Source organism: Paractinoplanes pyxinae (genome assembly GCF_026626335.1).
Lineage (GTDB): Bacteria > Actinomycetota > Actinomycetes > Mycobacteriales > Micromonosporaceae > Actinoplanes > Actinoplanes pyxinae.
Genome location: NZ_JAPNTZ010000007.1, coordinates 347,699 through 364,795 on the forward strand (window position 1 = coordinate 347,699; position 17,097 = coordinate 364,795).

Here is a 17,097-nt window from a genome sequence, read left to right on the forward strand (position 1 = left end):
GAGCCAGCTCACCCGCCCGGAGAAACTTCGGGCGCTACCCTTGACATCGCACGAGTTCGTGAAAGCATTCACAAGCGATAAGAAGTAACCAGTTGCTGGTTGCGCGCGTTTCCAATCCAGAAGCGCCGAGCAGCATCAGTAACTACAAAAGCTTGCTACGCACGGCGAGCAGACGGGCACTCAGACGTCAGCCGCCATCGCGACGCATAGGTAAACCAGTAACGCGATTCATTACCCCAGCCAGAAACAAGGAGTGTTGCCGCCATGGACTGGCGTCACGATGCGATCTGCCGCGACGAGGACCCGGAGCTGTTCTTCCCGATCGGGACGTCCGGCCCCGCGCTCCTGCAGGTCGAGCAGGCCAAGGCCGTGTGCCGGCGGTGTCCCGTGACTTCCGACTGCCTCACGTGGGCACTCGAGTCCGGTCAGGACGCCGGCGTCTGGGGCGGGATGAGCGAAGACGAGCGGCGCGCAGTGAAGCGTCGCGGCGGCCTGCGGGTCGGCGCTCCTACCGCCTGAACCAATCCCCTCACAGCATTTGCGCCCCGGGCCGTTCGGCACCGGGGCGTCTTGCTGTTTCCGTGCGATTACTGAGCGCGCCGGTTCCTGAGAGCTTCCCGAGAGGTTCGCCGAACGCGTTAATGCGATCACTTTCGGTTTCATCGAGAATCCGCGAAATGATCTCGAAATTGCGCGCCGCGACTTATGGTCCACATTCCCCTCACCATCGGTCAGTCCTCTGCGGAGAGCGCCGAGCGCGCAACTGGTGGTGACGGTGCGTTGCCAAGAACCCCGCATCCGCCCGCTGAGTGGCGCAAAACACGGATCGGGCAGCACCGGATCGGGTGAATCGGCCGGGAAAGAAGCGCGAAACGAGGGGATCAAGCGGCGGCGGGCAGCGATCGGCTGGTCGCGGCCCGGACGCGATCGGCCACCAGCCGTACGAGTTCCGGGGCGTCCCCTAGCGGGTCGGCCACCGCCACCGCACCGGACTCCGACGCCGTACGCGCCGCCAGGTCGTACAAGAAACCCGGCGCAAGGAAATACGAGGCCATGCCGACCCGGGAAGCACCCGCGGCCCGCAGACGGCGTACAGCGGCTCCGGGGTCGGGCGGGGAGGCCGAGGCATACGCCGCCACGCACGGGACGCTCAGACGGGCGCTGAGGGCATCGGCCGCCCACGTGATCGTTTCCCGCGCCGCGGCATCCCGCGTGCCGGCCGCAGCGAGCACGACAGCGTCCAGGTCGGCGGCCGGAAGCCGGCGCATCATGCCATCGATCAAGGCGTCCGACGGCCCCAGGACGTCGGCCAGAGTCACGTCGACCGGAAGCCCGGCTGCCTCCTCGACCACCGCCGGCACGTCGACCTTGCCGTGGTAGGCCGACGTCAGCAGCAACGGCACCAGCACGGCCCGGCGGCCGGGCAGCCCGGCCAGCACGTCGAGCGGCCGCGGCCCGGCGTGATCGAGGTACGACGCGTGGACGTCCCAGGACGGATGAGCCCGCCGGACGGCGCGAGCCAAGGACGAGGTCGCGGCGGCAGCGCGCGGATCCCGGCTGCCGTGCGCGACCAGGACGACGGCTAGACGTGCAGGCCGCATTCGGTCTTCTCGAACATCGCCCAGCGACCCGCCCGCGGGTCCTCCCCGGCCTTCGTGCGCCGGGTGCACGGCCAGCAGCCGATCGAGCCGTACCCCTTCTTGAACAGCTCGTTGACCGGCACGTTCCACCGGCTGATGTAGCGGTTCACGTCGGCCTCGGTCCAGGCCGCGATCGGGTTGACCTTGACCTTGCCCTTCTTGGCGTCGAAGGCGACCATCGGCGTGTTGGCCCGGGTCGGCGACTCGTCGCGGCGCAGGCCGGTGGCCCACGAGTCGTAGTCGCTCAGCGCGCGCTCGAGCGGCTCGACTTTGCGCAGGAAGCAGCACTCGTCGGGGCTGCGGGCGAACAGCCGCGGCCCGTACTCGCCGTCCTGCTGGCCGACCGTCTTGCGGGGACGGATCGACCGTACGTTGACGTCCATGGTGGCAGCGACGATGTCGCGCACCTTGAGCGTCTCCGGGAAGTGCAGGCCGGTGTCGAGGAACACCACGTCGACGCCGGGCGAGACCCGCGAGAACAGGTGGGCCACGACGGCGTCGGCCATCGAGCTGGTGACGCAGAACCGGTCGCCGAAGGTGTCGGTCGCCCACTTGGCGATCACCTCGGCCGGGGCGCCCTCGAGCTCGCGGCCGGCCTCACGGGCCAGCGCCTCGAGCTCGTCGCGGGAGCGCCGGGTCGGGTCCTGGGCAACCGGGGCAGCGCCGCCGAGGTTGACCAGGTTCAGCGATGTTGCGGCCACGACTGTCATCGGTTTACTCCCTTGGAAAGCAGCCCGTTGAACTTGACCGTGAAAACTCGGGCGCAGGAGTGGCACTCCCAGGCGCCGTGCGAAGCCTCGTTGGGGCGCAGGTCTTCCTCGCCGCAGTAGGGGCAGTACAGGGGTGCGGACCGGGCGTCGCTCATTTGAGAAGCTCCTCGTCCGCGCGCACGACCCAGTCGGCGAACGTCTCGTCCTTCGACGCGCGTCCGTCGAGGTAGTGGCGGGCCAGCTTTTCCACGTACGCGGGAAGCTCTTCCGCCGTGGCCTTGAGCCCGCGCAGCTTGCGCCCGAAGCCGGACGTCTGCCCCTGCGCCATGCCGAGCCCGCCGCCGAGGTGCACCTGGTAGCCCTCGACCTGCTGACCGTGCTCGTTCAGCACCAGCTGGCCCTTGAGCCCGATGTCGGCCACCTGGGTGCGCGCGCAGGCGTTGGGGCAGCCGTTGATGTGGATCGAGATGTCGGCGTCGAAGTCCTTCAGCGTCTCTTCGAGGCGGGCCACCAGCTCTTCGCCGCGGGCCTTGGTCTCGACGATGGCCAGCTTGCAGAACTCGATGCCGGTGCAGGCCATCGTGCCCCGCCGCCAGGCCGACGGCCGCGCCTCGAGCCCGATGCCGCGGAGCCCGGTGATCAGCGGTTCGACCTTGTCGTCGGCGATGTCGAGGACCAGAAGCTTCTGGTACGCGGTGAGGCGCACGCGGTCGGAGCCGTGCTCCTCGGCCAGGTCGGCCAGCTGGTTCAGCTGACGACCGGACGTGCGCCCGACCACCGGGGCCGCGCCGACGTAGTTGCGGCCGTCGTTCTGCTTGTGCACTCCGATGTGGTCGATCGGCTTGGCCGGCAGCTCCGGCGGCGGGCCGTCGATCAGCGCACGGCCCAGGTACTCCTTCTCAAGCACCTCGCGGAACTTGGCCACACCCCAGTCGGCGAGCAGGAACTTCAGGCGGGCACGGTGGCGCAGCCGCCGGTAGCCGTAGTCGCGGAAGATCCCGACCACGCCCTCCCAGACGTCCGGGATCTCGTCGAGCGGCACCCACACGCCGAGACGCTCGGCCAGTCGCGGGTTGGTCGACAGTCCACCGCCGACCCACAGGTCGAAGCCCGGGCCGTGCTGCGGGTGGACCACGCCGACGAAGGAAATGTCGTTCGTCTCGTACGGGCCGTCGGCCAGCCACGAGATCTGCGATTTGAACTTGCGCGGCAGGTTCGAGTACTGCGGGTCGCCGATGTAGCGCTTCAGGATCTCGTCGATGGCGGGCGTGCCGTCCAGCACCTCGTCGGCCGTGATGCCGGCGACGGGCGAGCCCAGCACGACGCGCGGGCAGTCGCCGCACGCCTCGGTGGTCTGCAGGCCGACCGACTCGAGCCGCCGCCAGATCTCCGGCATGTCCTCGATGCGGATCCAGTGCAGCTGGATGTTCTGCCGGTCGGTGATGTCGGCCGTGTCGCGACCGAACTCGCTCGAGATGTCGGCGATCACCCGCAGCTGGGCCAGGTTGAGCGCGCCGCCGTCGATGCGGACGCGCAGCATGAAGTACTCGTCCTCGAGCTCGTGCGGCTCGAGCACCGCCGTGCGGCCGCCGTCGATGCCCGCCTTGCGCTGGGTGTAGAGACCCCACCAGCGGAAACGGCCGCGCAGGTCTTGAGGGTCGATCGAGGCGAAGCCGCTGTGGGCGTAGATGTTCTCGATGCGGTCGCGGACGTTGAGCGGGTTGTCGTCCTTCTTGATCCGCTCGTTCGGGTTCAGCGGCTCGCGGTGTCCGAGCGCCCACTGGCCCTCGCCGCGCGCCTTACGGGGGCGGGCGGTCGGCGTAGCTGGGGTGCTGCTGGGCGCCATGTCGGCGGTCCTCCGGAAGTCGTGGGCGCGTTCAGACGCTCACGGCTGGGAAGGCTCGCGACATCAGTGTCAGGAGTGGCCGGCGCGTCTCGCGCGCCCGAAAAATAGATCGGACGGCGTCAGGAAGCCGGACACATCGCGCTGCGGACACGGCCGTAATCAACGTGGCGGCGAGCCACGAAGCGGCGGTCCAGAGCAGCGGTCATGTGCGCAAGCCTCTCACGCCGCGGCCTTCTGGGCCAGGCTGGTCCAGATTCCGGGAGTGTGGTACGTCGCACCTTCGCAATCGCGGTGTAACAAGTCAGCGCTTTCCCAACGGCACCACGAGCACCGCCTCGGTGCCGCCGCCGGCCCGGTTGCGCAGCTCGATGCTGCCCCGCAGCTCCCCCGTGGCCAGCGCCCGCACGATCTGCAGGCCCAGCCGGTGAGTGTCGTCGGCCCGGAAGTCCTCGGGCAGTCCCTGCCCGTTGTCGGCCACCGTGACGTGCAGCTGCTTGCGGAACCGGTGGGCCGAGACGACCACTTCGCCCGATTCCTCGGTAGGGGCCGGAACCAGGTCGTCGTCGTCCTCGGCGGCCGGGAAGCCGTGCTCGACCGCGTTGATCAGCAGCTCGTTCAGCACCATGACCAGCGAGGTGGCGATCTCGGCGGGCAGCACGCCGAACGTGCCCTCGCGCCGCATCTTGACCGGGATGCTGGTCGCCGCGACCTCGGTGGCCGCCGTGGCCACCCGGTCGACGATGCCGTCGAAGTCCACCGCCTCGTCGCTCGACATCGACAGCGTCTCGTGCACCAGCGCGATCGAGGCGACCCGGCGCACCGACTCCTGCAGGGCCAGCTTGGCCTCGGGCGCGTCGACCCGGCGGGCCTGCAGGCGCAGCAGGGCGGCCACGGTCTGCAGGTTGTTCTTCACCCGGTGGTGGATCTCGCGGATCGTCGCGTCCTTGGTCATCAGAGCGCGGTCGCGGCGGCGCACCTCGGTCACGTCGCGCACCAGCACCAGCGCGCCGATCGGCACCCCGGCCGGCAGCAGCGGCAGCGCCCGGATCAGCACAGTCGCGCCGCGAGCTTCCATCTCTTGCCGGGGCGGCGACTCACCGCGCAGCGCCGACAGGATGCGCTCGGAGGCGTCGTTGCCCTCCAGCGGATCGGCAGCGAGCCGGCTGGTCAGCGCGGACAGCTCCTCGCCGACCAGGTGGGCGTTGAAGCCGAGCCGGCGGTACGCGGACTGGGCGTTCGGGCTGGCGTAGGTGACCTTGCCGCCCGCGTCGAGCCGGACCAGGCCGTCGCCGACCCGCGGGGCCGAGGTGGTTTCGCCCGGGTGCCGGGGCGGCGGGAACGTGCCGTCCGAGACCATCTGGGCCAGGTCGTCGGCAGTGGTCAGGTAGTTGAGCTCGAGCTGGCTCGGCGTGCGCGCGGTCGACAGGTTGGTGTCGCGGCCGATCACCGCGATGACCTCGCTGTAGCCCTCTTCGTGGTCGTTGGGGTCGCGCAGGCGTACGGGAATGGCCTCGTGCCGGGCCGGGGTGTCGCCGTACCAGACCGGGTCGCCCTCGCGCCAGATGCGCTCCTGCGCGAAGGCGATGTCGAGGTGGGCCACCTCGGGCCCGCCCACGATCTTGCCGACCTGGTCGTCCTGGTACGCCGTGGGGGCCGTCGTCGGGCGCACCTGGGCCACGCACAGATACTCGCGCGGCTGCCCTTCCTCCCGCTTCACCGGCACCCACATCAGCAGGTCGGCGAAGGAGAGGTCGGACAGCAGCTGCCAGTCGCCGGCCAGCCGGTGCAGGTGGTCGATGTCGGCCGGCCCGAGGCCGGTGTGCTCCTCGGCCAGATCACGCAACGTTGACACGCGCCAAGCGTGCCACGCGAGTGTTACTACAGAGTGCTGGTGACCTTCTTGAGTCCACGAGGTGAGTCAGGATCTTCACCACGCGCGAGCGCCAGGGCGAGCGCGAGCTTCTGCAGCGGCAGGATGTCGAGCAGCGCGCTGTACCGCTCGTCGGTCACCGCCGGCACCGACAGCCGCCCGGCCGCGCCCGGCACGTCGGTGGCGCCGATCGTCACCACGTCGGCCCGCCGCTCGCCGAGCCGGGTCACCACGTCGCGCATCGACTGCCCGCCCGGCCCGTCGCCCACCACGGCCAGCACCGGCACGTCGGGGTCGGTCATGGCCAGCGGCCCGTGCAACAGGTCGGCGCCCGAGAACGAGAGCGCCGGCAGGTACGAGGTCTCCATCAGCTTGAGCGCGGCCTCACGGGCGGTCGGGTAGGCGTACCCGCGCCCGGTCGTCACCATCCGCGAGGCGAACCGGTAGCGCTGCGCCAGGTCGTCGGCCGTCCGGTCGGCCAGCGCGTCCTCGGCCAGCTGGGGCAGCTTGTCAAGGGCGGCCCGCTCGTCGGCCGGCAGCGTGCCGTCGCCGGAGCGGATGCCCTCGATCAGCAGCAGAAGGGCGAGCAGTTCGGCGGTGTACGTCTTGGTCGCCGCGACCGCCCGCTCATGTCCGGCCGCCACGTCGATCGACAGCTCGGCCGCCTGGGCCAGCGGCGATTCCGGGTTGTTGGTGACCGCGAGGGTCAGGCCGCCGGTCTCGCGGGCCACCTTGAGGACGCCGGTCAGGTCGGGTGAGCCGCCGCTCTGGCTGACGCCGATCACCAGCGTGTCGGTGAAGTTCGGCCGGGCGCCGAACAGGGTGATCGCGCTCGGCGAGGCGCTGGCCACGGGCAGGCCGAGCCGGATCTCGGTGAGGTAGGCCCCGTACAGCGCGGCGTGGTCGGAGGTGCCCCGGGCCACGAAGACGACGTTGCGCGGCCGCCGGCGGGCCACCTCGGCGGCCACCCCGGCGATCAGGCCGGTGTGCTCGCCGTCGAGCAGCCGGGCGAATCCACCCGGTTGTTCCGCGATGTCCGCGGCCATCCCCTGGCCTCGCTGTGTCACGGGTTCCTCCCCTGATGAGCATCTGAGCGCGCGATTCGTGCGCAGTCTTGCAAGTTTGAGCTTACAGAGTCAACGTTTCGAGCACTAATGAGCAGAAGATCGCCCTGCTGACATATACCTTTCTTTCCCCTACTGTCTTGCATCGTGGATTTACGCCGCGCCGCCGACCGCGCCCTCGAGCAGGCGAGATCGGCTCTGGCCACAGACGAGCCCGAGAAGGCCGCCGATCACATCGCCGGCGCGCTGGCCCACGCCCCCACCCTGCCCGAAGTGCATGAGGTGCTCGGTCGTCTCGCCGCCCGCCCCGGCGGTGGTCTCGACCTGCTGCGCGCCGGTCCGCACACCTCGCCCGGCAAGCTCGCCGCGCGCGCCCATCTGCTGGCCGCGGCCGGCCGCCCCGAGGACGGTCTGCCGTTGCTCGCCGCGGCCACCGGCCAGGCTCCGGCCGCCGACTGGGCCGGGGTGCCCTGGGTCCTCGAGCCCGCCCTCGGCGTACGGATCGAACCCGGCCTTCTCGCCCAGGTGCTCATGCGGCTCTGCACCCGGGTCGCCGAGCCCGCCCCGCCCACCCTGCGGCCCTACCTGACCGTGGTGCGGCATGCGCTGGCCGCCTACCCGGAGCACGCGATGCTGCTGGGCGCCGGCTCCGCGCTGGCCCGCCGCGTCGGCGAGCACGAGCTGGCCGTCGACTGGGCCTCCCGCGGCGCCCGGGTCCGCCCGTCCAAGCTCGGCGAGATCTGGCTCGGGTACGCGTACCGCAGCTCCGGCCGCCTGCCCGAGGCGCTCGCCGCCCTGCGCCGCGCGGTGGCCCACGACCCCGACGACCTCTCGGTGTACGCCGACATCGCCGGCACCCTGGCCGACAACGGCCGCCTGGAGGACGCGCTGAGCTGGGTCGACCGCGCCCTCGAACGCGACCCCGACTACGACTGCGCCGTGCACACCGGCCACCGGCTGCGCCACCGGGCCGACGGCGACCTCATGCACCTGGTGCGGCTGGCCGACTTCATCCGCGACCACCCCGACGAGTCGCACGAGCACACCGACCTGGCCGACTGCTGCCGCGAAACCGCCTGGCTGAGCGGCGCCCCGGCTGCCGCGCCCCTGCCCCGCGGCGCCGCTCCCGTGTCCGCAGAGCCCTCGGCCGACGCGATCCGGCGCCTGCGCCAGGTCGCCTCGCTCTCGTGGGCGCACCCGCCGGCCGCCTACGACGCGGCCGTTCCGCTGATCCTGGTGTCCCCGGCCGACCTGCTGGCCCTGCTCGCGCACCCACCGGCCGACGTGGCCGCCCCCGAGATCTGGGCCTGCCTCGGGCTGCTGCACCACCGCTCCGAGGAGGCCTGGCCCGACTCGGAACGCCGCCGGATGTTGCTCGACCTGGCCGGCGGTGGCCTCGACCGGGTGACCGAGGCGGCTCTGTTCGCGCTGATCGTGGCGGCCTGGGTCGACCCGTCGGCGCGGGCCGACGTGGCCGGACTGATCACGGCCAAGCTCACCGAGGTGACGGCGCGGCCCGGGGCCCGATCGTTCGCCGAGCTGGCGCTGGCCGCGCCCGGCCTCGACCAGTCGGCCCGGCAGCTGGCCACGGCGATGACCCGCACGCCCGCCGTGCCGCGCCAGCGCGGGCGCAGCCGGTTGTCGCTGCGCTGGCGCCGGGACTGAGAACCGCTCGTCAGGCCTGGATGATGGCGATCAGGTCGCCCTCCTGGACGACGTCGCCCTCGTGCACGGCCACCTCGGCCACCGTGCCGTCGGCCTCGGCCACGACCGGGATCTCCATCTTCATCGACTCGAGGATCACCAGCGTGTCCCCCTCGGCGACGGTGTCGCCGGTCGAGGCGACGACCTTCCACACGTTGGCCACCATCTCGGCCCGGATCTCGTCGGCCATCGATGAATCTCCTTCTGACTACGCTGTCGGTCCGGTCATCAAACCACGGAATCCGCTCGGGTGAGTCCGGCGCGCGCGGAAGCGCCGACTACCATCGGCGCGGGAAACAGCGCACGAACAAGGAGTCACCATGGCGAAGAAGGCCCGTAAGAAGAAGGCTCGTAAGAAGAGCAGCGCGAACCACGGCAAGCGGCCCAACAGCTGAGCTTGCGCTCGAGACACGAAAAGCCCCGCGCCGGACGGCGCGGGGCTTTCGTTTCGGGTCTTACGGGAGGAACTCCCGGGTCTCGACCTGCACCTCGAGCTGGTCGAGCTTGACGCGCAGCCGCTCCCGCAGCTCGCGCGGCGCCTTCTCGTCGCCGCAGCAGCGCGACACCAGCGCCTTCACCTCGTGCTCGATGCCGTACTCGCGCAGGCACCCGTCGCAGTCGTCCAGATGCTTCTGGATCAGCGTGCGGCGGTCCTCGCTGCACTCCAGGTCGAGGTAGAGGTAGACCTCACTGAGGACGATGCCGCAGTCGGTCTCGTCGTGATCCTCACCGTTCAGGCCGCTCATGTCGCTCACGCCTCCTGCGGTTCCGAAGCGGACCGGGTGATACCCCGGTCGGCAGCGTACTGCTCCAGCGTCTTGCGCAGGTTCCGGCGGCCGCGGTGCAGCCGCGACATGACGGTGCCGATGGGCGTGCCCATGATGTCGGCGATCTCCTTGTACGAGAAACCCTCGACATCAGCGAGGTAGACGGCCAGGCGGAAGTCCTCGGGCAGGGCCTGCAGGGCTTCCTTGATGTCGCTGTCGGGCAGCCGGTCGAGCGCCTCCGTCTCGGCCGACCGCAGGCCGGCGGACGTGTGCGACTCGGACGAGGCGAGCTGCCAGTCGGTGATCTCCTCGGTCGGAGCCTGCACCGGCTGACGCTGCTTGCGCCGATACGAGTTGATATATGTGTTCGTGAGAATGCGGTACAGCCACGCCTTGAGGTTGGTGCCCTCCTCGAACTGGTGGAAAGCGGAGAACGCCTTCAAGTACGTCTCCTGCACCAGGTCCTCGGCGTCGGCCGGGTTACGCGTCATCCGCAGGCCAGCCGCGTACAGCTGGTCCACAAAAGGCAACGCGTCCCGCTCGAAGCGCGCCCGGCGCTCCTCGGTCCGTTCTGTCTGGGCCACCCTGAGCTCTCCCCTCGACCGCCCCGCCGAGGATACGGGTAGTGCCCCGTCAGCGGCCTCGAAAACCGCCGGTGTGCTGACACTCACCGATGGCGTGACGGGCTGCTCGGCCGCGGGCCACTCGGGGGAATCCAGAAGGTTCCGCACCCGATCGACCTCCCGGCCGCCGCGCTCCAGGTACTCCGTTGCGGCTCGCACCTGTCAAACCCCTTCCGACGTTCAAGCTCCCGGGGTCTACAACCACGAAGGCGCAACTTGCATTCCTCAGCGGGCCCACCCGTGCGTACGCATCCATTCCACCGCCAGCGCGGCGGTTCCCTTGACGTCTTTGCGCAGGTCATGGGTGGCACCCGGTCGAACGACAACCTCGACCGTCCCGGAACTTTCCGGCACCCCGAACGCGTCCCGGTCCCCGTTCAGAACCAGCGCGGGCACCCCGACCGGCAGCTCACCGGCGCGGCTACGGTCCGGTTTGCCCGGCGGATGCAACGGAAAGGCCAGCGCCAAAACCCCCGACGCCCCCAACTCGGCCGCGGTCCGACAGGCCACCCGCGCGCCGCTCGACCGCCCACCGACAATCAAAGGCTTATTACGTACGCCGAGAGCCCGCACAACAGTGACCCAGGCCTCATCGAGGTGACCGGCCGGCGCCGGAGCCCGCCGCCCAGCCACCCGATAGGGCTGAGTGACCAGCACGACCTGAACACCACCGGCAACCGCCACGTCATGAACAGCGGCGAGATCAGGCGCGTCGACCCCACCGCCGGCGCCGTGCCCCAGAACCAACACGCTAGTCACCGCACCCGAAGGCAGGCTGACGCGAACCCGAGCCAGCCCGCGCGGCGTCTCGATCTCCAGCTCTTCCACACCCACATGAAAGCAGCCCAGCCACCACCACGAGCGCAACCGCCCACACAAGCTCAGCGACCAGCCCTCCACCAGCGCAACGGGCCTCGCCCAGCGCGACCACGACGAGCGGCGCCTGGCCAGCCGCGTACCCACCGACCAGCGCGACAGGCCGCACCCACCTCAACCACGACGTACAGGGCCTGGCCAGCCGCGCAACCACTCACCAGCGCAAACAGGGCGCACTCAGCTCTACCACGACGCACAGAGCCTGGGGAGCCGCGCAACCACCCCACCAGCTCAGCAGGCAGCACTCGGCTCCACCACGACGCACAGGGCCAGCCGCGCAACCACCCGCCACAGCGCAACGGGCGGCTCGCAGCTGGGCCTTTGAAGTCCCGCGACTAAACGGTCAGCGGCTGACCGGCGTGAGGTCGAGCAGGCGACGATCTTCCTCGTCGGTGTCGTCGTCGATCGTCTCGCCGCCCGGGCCGACGCGTTCGCGCCAGGCGACCAGCATCGCCCGGCGTTCGCGGGGCGTGGTGCCGCCCCAGACGCCGTGGCAGTCGCCGACCTGCAACGCCCAGGCCAGGCACGGCCCTTGCACCGTGCACGTGCCGCAGAGCGAAACAGCACCTTCGGACGGTTCGTTCGGCGCCGGGAAGAAAGTCTCCGGATCAACCGTGCGGCATGCGCCGCGAGTCCGCCAAGCCTCGTCCGTGCGGCGCTCAGTTATGGCCTCGAGCAGCCGTGGATCGCGACGCGCGATGGCTACCTCATGTGGACGCGGCATACGAGCCCGTGTCATCAGCCCACCTCCCCCGTGGGACCGGTACTGCGTGTGGCCGACCGGCTCGCACCGTGCGAACCAGCACCACTCCGGCGCAGTTTTGTATCGCAGGGTAGGAGATCAGAACAAGGGTCTTATCTATCTTGAAACAAAGTTGCCAATCAGAAATGCGGACAACTATTGACAAACCCAAATGTTGATCATGCCGCACTCAGCCAATTGACAGCAAACGCCCGCCACTCGCGGACACCCGTCCGCAAGCCCCGCCTCATCGAAGCGGCCCCGGACCGCGCCCCACGCGCACTGTCTACATTCGCCGTTCCGCTCCAAGAGGGCGCGTGGAAACTAGCAAAGCCCCAACCGCCGCGCTGCCCCGCCCAACGCCACTCGCACTCGCATGCGTCGCGCACGCAAGGCTGGACTCAGCGTGCCCCCGGCTCCACCAGTCAGAACGGCGTCGGGGGCGATGGTGGTGCCGCCGAGAGGAGGGCATGCCACAACGATGCCCTTCAGCCAGACGAGGGCGGCGCGACCGGGGCCAGGTCTGCGAGTCCGGCGCGGCCCGAACGGACGACCCGCCACAACGCCCGCCGCTCAAGAGCGGGCAGCGTTCCGAGCCGACCGGCGCTGCTCTGAGGCCGGCGCGGCACAGGGGCGGCGCGGCACAGGGGCGGCGCGGCACAGGGGCGACGCGGCACAGGGGCGACGCGGCACAGGGGCGACGCGGCACAGGGGCGACGCGGCACAGGGGCGACGCGGCACAGGGGCGACGCGGCACAGGGGCGACGCGGCACAGGGGCGGCGCGGCACAGGGGCGGCGCGGCGGTCAGAAGAGGGTGGCGCCAGAGAGTCGGCCGGCGCGGTGCCGGGGCCGGCGGTCACAAGTGGGTTGGGCCCCCGAGAGTCGGCCGGCGTGGCGCAGGGGCCAGCGGTCAGAAGAGGGTGGCGGGTGCGGGAGCCGGCTCGGCGGGCGGGGGTGGTTCCAGCAGGTGGGGGCCGTTGTTACGCACGTTGCCGACGTCGGGGCGCACCGGGCGTACCTCGATGGCCGCCAGCTCGGCCGGGGTGAGGGGACGCAGCAGCTCGTCCGGTTCGCCGCCGCTGGCCAGCCAGTCGCCCCAGCGGTCGCGCGGCAGGATCAGCGGCATGCGGTCGTGCACGCGGGTCAGGCCGCCCAGCGCCGCCGTGGTCAGCACACTGCAGGTCAGCACGCCCTCGGGGCCCCACGATGACCACAGGCCGGCGAAGGCCAGGGGCGAGCCGTCGGCCGGGGTCATGTAGTACGCCTGCTTTTGCTTGCCGTCGCGCACCCACTCGAACCAGCCGTCGGCCGGCACGAGGCAGCGACGGCGGGCGAACGAAGGCGCGAAGGCCGGCGACGTGGCCACCGTCTCGGAGCGCGCGTTGATCATGCGAGCGCCGGCGCGTAGGTCTTTGGCCCAGGGCGGCACCAGACCCCACCGGGCCGAGTCGAGCACCCGCGCGTCGTGCGACTTCGACTCGCGCACCACCGGCACGGGGTCGGTGGGCGCCACGTTCCAGCTCGGACCCATTTGCTCGAGCACGCTGACCGCCTCGAACAGGTCTTCGAGATCAGCCTCGCTCCTAGTCGTCGCGTACCGCCCGCACATGCCCCGAACGCTACACGCGTCCCGGGGCGCGAACGCCGCACGAACCTCCCAGCAAACAAGCGTCCGACGCACCAAGAAGCCGACGCGCGCGAGGACGGGCACGCGTCGCGCTGGGTGGGGCGGGACGCGGAACCGCTCGCGAGTCCCCGAACTGGCGCGCACGGACGCTCAGACCGGGCACGCGCCCCAAATGCGCCAGGTGCCCTTAAGGCGAGGCGAGACCGGCGAGCCCGGGCGGGGCACGCTCGCGGCACGTCGCCGATCCGCCGCCAGCACGGGAGGCGTCTGCAAGAAAGCAGGATCGCGAACGGGGCACGCGTCCCGGGAGGCGGGAACGGTCCGCGGAATTGTCAGTGGGGCCCGGCACAATGGCGGGCGTGACAGCTCAACCCCGCCCCTGGTCCGCCCCGCCCGCGTCCGGTCCCGTCAGCGCGAGTGTGCGGCTGCCGGGCTCCAAGTCGATGACGGCTCGCGCCCTCGTGCTGGCCGCGCTGGCGTCCGGGTCGTCGGTGATCGAGCGGCCGTTGCGGGCCCGCGACACCGAGCTCATGGCGGCCGGCCTGCGCGCGATCGGCGTCGGGGTCGACACGGGCGCCGACGAGCGGTGGGTGATCGAGCCGGGGCCGTTGCGGGGTCCGGCCCGGGTCGACGTGGGGCTGGCCGGCACGATCATGCGGTTCCTGCCGCCGGCGGCTTCGCTGGCCGAGGGCACGGTCGAGTTCGACGGTGACCCGCACGCGCGCAACCGGCCGCTGCGGCCGATCGTCGAGGCTCTGCGGGCGCTCGGCGTGTCGATCGACGCGTCGCCGACGGGCGGGCTGCCGCTCACCGTGCACGGGGCCGGCCTGGTCGAGGGGGGCGAGGCGGTCATCGACGCGTCGGCGTCCAGCCAGTTCGTGTCGGGGCTGCTGCTGTCGGCGCCGCGGTTCAGCAAGGGTCTGGTGCTGCGGCACGAGGGGCCGCCGGTGCCGTCCGCGCCGCATCTGCGCATGACCACCCACATGCTGCGGGCTGCCGGCGCCGTGGTCGACGAGTCGGTGCCTGACGTGTGGGCCGTCGAGCCGGGCGCCACCTCCGGGCGTACGTGGGTGATCGAGCCCGATCTGTCCGGCGCCGCGCCGTTCTTCGCGGCCGCCATGGTCACCGGCGGCGCGGTCACCCTCACCGGCTGGCCGGCCGAGAGCTGGCAGCCCGTCGCCCGCCTCACCGAACTGCTCACCGCGCTGGGGGCCGAGGTCACCCAGTCGGCCGACGGGCTCACCGTGCGCGGCACGGGCCGGCTCACCGGCATCACGGCCGACCTGTCCGAGGTCAGCGAGCTCACGCCAGTGGTCGCCGCCCTGGCCGCGCTGGCCGAGGGGCCGTCCGAGCTGCGCGGGGTCGAGCACATCCGCGGGCACGAGACCGACCGCATCGCCGCCCTGGCCGCCGAGCTGGGCAAGGCGGGCGCCGGGGTCACCGAGTTCCGGGACGGTCTGCGCATCGTGCCCCGGCCGCTGCACGCCGCCGAGTTCGAGACGTACGCGGATCACCGGATGGCGCACGCGGCCGCGGTTATCGGACTCGCCGTGCCGGGCATGACCCTCACCGACGTAGCGTGTACGTCGAAGACGTTGCCCGAGTTCCCCGAACTCTGGGCGGGACTCGTGGCGAGGAGCTAGATCTGCCGGCACGCAAGCGGGAGTACGACGAGGACGACGTCCGGGTGCGGCCGGGCCGTTCGTCGCGCCCGCGCACCCGTACCCGCCCCAGGCACGACGACGCCGTCGACGCGCTGGTGATCACGGTCGACCGGGGGCGGTACGGCTGTGTGCGCGAGGACGCCCCGCCGGACAGCCCGGTGATCACCGCCATGCGCGCTCGCGAGCTGGGCCGCAAATCGGTGGTGGTGGGCGACCGGGTGGCCCTGGTCGGCGACGTCACGGGAGCGCCGGGGGCGCTGGCCCGCATCGTGCGGATCGGCGAGCGTACGTCGGTGCTGCGGCGCACGGCCGACGACGACGACACGACACCTGAGGGCCGGCTCGAACGCGTCGTGGTGGCCAACGCCGACCAGCTGGTGATCGTCAGCGCGCTGGCCGACCCGCCGCCGCGTACCGGGTTCATCGACCGTTGCCTGGTCGCGGCCTACGACGCCGACATCGAGCCGCTGCTGTGCCTGACGAAGGCCGACCTGGCCGGGCCCGAGGCGGTGCTCGACTACTACGCCGAGCTCGATCTGCCGTACGTGCTGGTCCGCCCGGACAGCGACCTGGGCGACCTGCGCAAGCGGCTGGCCGGCAACATCTCGGTGCTGGTCGGGCATTCCGGCGTGGGCAAGTCGACGCTGGTCAACCGCCTGGTGCCGGACGCGTTGCGGGCGGTCGGGGCGGTCAGCGCCATCGGCAAGGGCCGGCACACGTCGACCAGCGCGGTGGCGTTGCGGCTGCCGCCGGTGGGGCGTTCGCGCAAGGATCCCGGGTGGATCATCGACACGCCGGGCATCCGCAGCTTCGGGCTGGCCCATGTGAGCGCCGAGAGCCTGCTGCACGGCTTCCCCGACCTGGTCGAGGGGACGCTGGAGGATCAGCCGAACTGCGGCCACACGGTCAACGACGTGGAGTGCCGGCTGGACGCCTGGGTGGCCGGGGGTAAGGCGGATCCGCGACGGCTGGAGTCCTACCGGCGGCTGCTGGCCTCGCGGGCCGGCGAGACGGATTCCCGCGAGGCCCCGCCGGACGACGAGTTGCCGGGCCCGGCAACCGTCTAGGTGGGGTTGATGGTGACCGTGGCGATGTGCGGGACGGATATCGGCTAGCGTGCGGGCATGGCCGGTTACGCCGATGACCTTTCGCTCGCTCACATGCTCGCCGACACCGCGGACTCGATCTCGATGGGGCGGTTCCGCGCGCTCGATCTCAAGGTCGAGTCGAAGCCCGACCTGACTCCCGTGTCGGACGCCGACACCGCTGTTGAGCAGGCCATCCGCTCGACCTTGGCGCGGGCCCGGCCCCGCGACGGCGTCCTGGGCGAAGAGTTCGGCATGACTTATGCGGCGGCCGGGCCGGGCAGCCGGCGATGGGTGATCGACCCGATCGACGGCACCAAGAACTTCGTGCGCGGGGTGCCCATCTGGGGCACCCTCATCGCGCTGCTCGAAGGGGACACGCCGGTGGCCGGGCTGGTCAGCGCGCCCGCTCTCGGGCGGCGCTGGTGGGCCGCGCGCGGCCATGGCGCGTACGCGGGAAAGCACCAGCACGCCGCCACGCGCATCCAGGTCTCGGGCGTGGGGCGGATCGCCGACGCCAGCCTGAGCTACGCCAGCCTGGACGGGTGGCAGCAGATGGGCCGGCTGCAGAAGATCGTCGACCTGAGCCTGGCCGTGTGGCGCAGCCGGGCCTACGGCGACTTCTACGGCTACATGTTGCTGGCCGAGGGGGCGCTGGACGCGATGGTCGAGCCGGAGCTGTCGCTGTGGGACGTGGCCGCGCTCATCCCGATCGTCCAGGAGGCCGGCGGCACCATCACCGACCTGGCCGGGCGACCCACGGCCGACAAGTCGTCGGTGATCGCCACCAACGGTCTGCTGCACGAGACTGTGCTGACCGCGCTGACCCGCTAACCGGACATACGGCCCGAAACCGATAGCACTGCGTAATCCCGTGC

18 protein-coding genes are annotated in these 17,097 nt (G+C 71.2%); 6 read left to right on the plus strand and 12 right to left on the minus strand.

What is annotated here, in order from left to right; all coding sequences use genetic code 11:
- Window positions 1-264: 264 nt before the first annotated feature.
- Window positions 265-519 (plus strand): WhiB family transcriptional regulator, encoded by a 255-nt coding sequence (locus OWR29_RS21610; protein ID WP_221375748.1) that lies wholly within the window; start codon window positions 265-267, stop codon window positions 517-519.
- Window positions 520-881: 362 nt separating this feature from the next.
- Here OWR29_RS21610 and OWR29_RS21615 read toward each other — a convergent pair whose 3' ends face one another.
- The 6 genes from OWR29_RS21615 to OWR29_RS21640 all read right to left on the minus strand — a co-directional run bounded on the left by OWR29_RS21615 (window position 882) and on the right by OWR29_RS21640 (window position 7,112).
- Window positions 882-1,601 carry a sirohydrochlorin chelatase gene (locus OWR29_RS21615; RefSeq protein ID WP_267564869.1) on the minus strand — a complete coding sequence of 240 codons (720 nt, stop codon included), beginning with the start codon at window positions 1,599-1,601 and terminating at the stop codon, window positions 882-884.
- Window positions 1,583-2,350 (minus strand): phosphoadenylyl-sulfate reductase, encoded by a 768-nt coding sequence (locus tag OWR29_RS21620; protein ID WP_267564871.1) that lies wholly within the window; start codon window positions 2,348-2,350, stop codon window positions 1,583-1,585. Before OWR29_RS21620 ends, OWR29_RS21615 begins: the two co-directional genes overlap by 19 nt.
- Window positions 2,347-2,505 (minus strand): IS1 family transposase, encoded by a 159-nt coding sequence (locus OWR29_RS21625; protein WP_203724670.1) that lies wholly within the window; start codon window positions 2,503-2,505, stop codon window positions 2,347-2,349. The genes OWR29_RS21620 and OWR29_RS21625 overlap by 4 nt, the downstream gene beginning before the upstream one ends.
- Window positions 2,502-4,196: a nitrite/sulfite reductase gene (locus OWR29_RS21630; protein WP_267564872.1), complete on the minus strand. Its 1,695-nt coding sequence runs from the start codon at window positions 4,194-4,196 to the stop codon at window positions 2,502-2,504. Before OWR29_RS21630 ends, OWR29_RS21625 begins: the two co-directional genes overlap by 4 nt.
- Window positions 4,197-4,497: 301 nt before the next feature.
- Complete coding sequence (locus OWR29_RS21635; protein ID WP_267564873.1) at window positions 4,498-6,048, minus strand: sensor histidine kinase; 1,551 nt, start codon at window positions 6,046-6,048, stop codon at window positions 4,498-4,500.
- Between the two features lie 26 nt (window positions 6,049-6,074).
- Window positions 6,075-7,112: an SIS domain-containing protein gene (locus OWR29_RS21640; RefSeq protein WP_267565116.1), complete on the minus strand. Its 1,038-nt coding sequence runs from the start codon at window positions 7,110-7,112 to the stop codon at window positions 6,075-6,077.
- 165 nt (window positions 7,113-7,277) lie between these two features.
- Between OWR29_RS21640 and OWR29_RS21645 the strand changes: the two genes are divergently transcribed.
- Complete coding sequence (locus OWR29_RS21645; RefSeq protein WP_438872635.1) at window positions 7,278-8,795, plus strand: tetratricopeptide repeat protein; 1,518 nt, start codon at window positions 7,278-7,280, stop codon at window positions 8,793-8,795.
- A 10-nt stretch (window positions 8,796-8,805) separates the two neighbouring features.
- On the opposite strand, the gene OWR29_RS21650 is transcribed toward OWR29_RS21645, so the two are convergent.
- Entirely contained in the window at window positions 8,806-9,024 is a 219-nt protein-coding gene (locus tag OWR29_RS21650) for a biotin/lipoyl-binding carrier protein (protein WP_267564875.1), read from the minus strand.
- A 130-nt stretch (window positions 9,025-9,154) separates the two neighbouring features.
- Here OWR29_RS21650 and OWR29_RS48295 point away from each other — a divergent pair, with 130 nt between their 5' ends.
- A complete protein-coding gene (locus OWR29_RS48295) occupies window positions 9,155-9,229 on the plus strand; it encodes a 50S ribosomal protein bL37 (RefSeq protein WP_369752275.1) in 75 nt (24 codons plus the stop codon).
- A gap of 60 nt (window positions 9,230-9,289) precedes the next feature.
- On the opposite strand, the gene rsrA is transcribed toward OWR29_RS48295, so the two are convergent.
- The 5 genes from rsrA to OWR29_RS21675 all read right to left on the minus strand — a co-directional run bounded on the left by rsrA (window position 9,290) and on the right by OWR29_RS21675 (window position 13,452).
- Complete coding sequence (gene rsrA / locus OWR29_RS21655; protein WP_267564876.1) at window positions 9,290-9,580, minus strand: mycothiol system anti-sigma-R factor; 291 nt, start codon at window positions 9,578-9,580, stop codon at window positions 9,290-9,292.
- A 5-nt stretch (window positions 9,581-9,585) separates the two neighbouring features.
- On the minus strand, window positions 9,586-10,383 hold the full coding sequence (locus tag OWR29_RS21660; protein ID WP_324291260.1) for a sigma-70 family RNA polymerase sigma factor: 798 nt from the start codon (window positions 10,381-10,383) through the stop codon (window positions 9,586-9,588).
- Window positions 10,384-10,449: 66 nt separating this feature from the next.
- A complete protein-coding gene (locus OWR29_RS21665) occupies window positions 10,450-11,052 on the minus strand; it encodes an alpha/beta hydrolase family protein (protein ID WP_438872636.1) in 603 nt (200 codons plus the stop codon).
- Window positions 11,053-11,443: 391 nt separating this feature from the next.
- A complete protein-coding gene (locus tag OWR29_RS21670) occupies window positions 11,444-11,839 on the minus strand; it encodes a WhiB family transcriptional regulator (protein WP_267564878.1) in 396 nt (131 codons plus the stop codon).
- A gap of 914 nt (window positions 11,840-12,753) precedes the next feature.
- Complete coding sequence (locus OWR29_RS21675) at window positions 12,754-13,452, minus strand: SOS response-associated peptidase (RefSeq protein ID WP_267564879.1); 699 nt, start codon at window positions 13,450-13,452, stop codon at window positions 12,754-12,756.
- Between the two features lie 368 nt (window positions 13,453-13,820).
- Between OWR29_RS21675 and aroA the strand changes: the two genes are divergently transcribed.
- From aroA to hisN, 3 genes are read left to right on the plus strand one after another with little or no spacing between them, the layout of a single operon-like run.
- The gene (gene aroA, locus OWR29_RS21680) at window positions 13,821-15,113 is read left to right on the plus strand and encodes a 3-phosphoshikimate 1-carboxyvinyltransferase (RefSeq protein WP_267564880.1); all 1,293 of its coding nucleotides are present in this window, start codon (window positions 13,821-13,823) and stop codon (window positions 15,111-15,113) included.
- Between the two features lie 2 nt (window positions 15,114-15,115).
- Window positions 15,116-16,201: a ribosome small subunit-dependent GTPase A gene (gene rsgA / locus OWR29_RS21685; RefSeq protein ID WP_267565121.1), complete on the plus strand. Its 1,086-nt coding sequence runs from the start codon at window positions 15,116-15,118 to the stop codon at window positions 16,199-16,201.
- A 57-nt stretch (window positions 16,202-16,258) separates the two neighbouring features.
- Complete coding sequence (gene hisN / locus OWR29_RS21690) at window positions 16,259-17,053, plus strand: histidinol-phosphatase (RefSeq protein WP_267564881.1); 795 nt, start codon at window positions 16,259-16,261, stop codon at window positions 17,051-17,053.
- The last annotated feature ends 44 nt before the right edge of the window (window positions 17,054-17,097 follow it).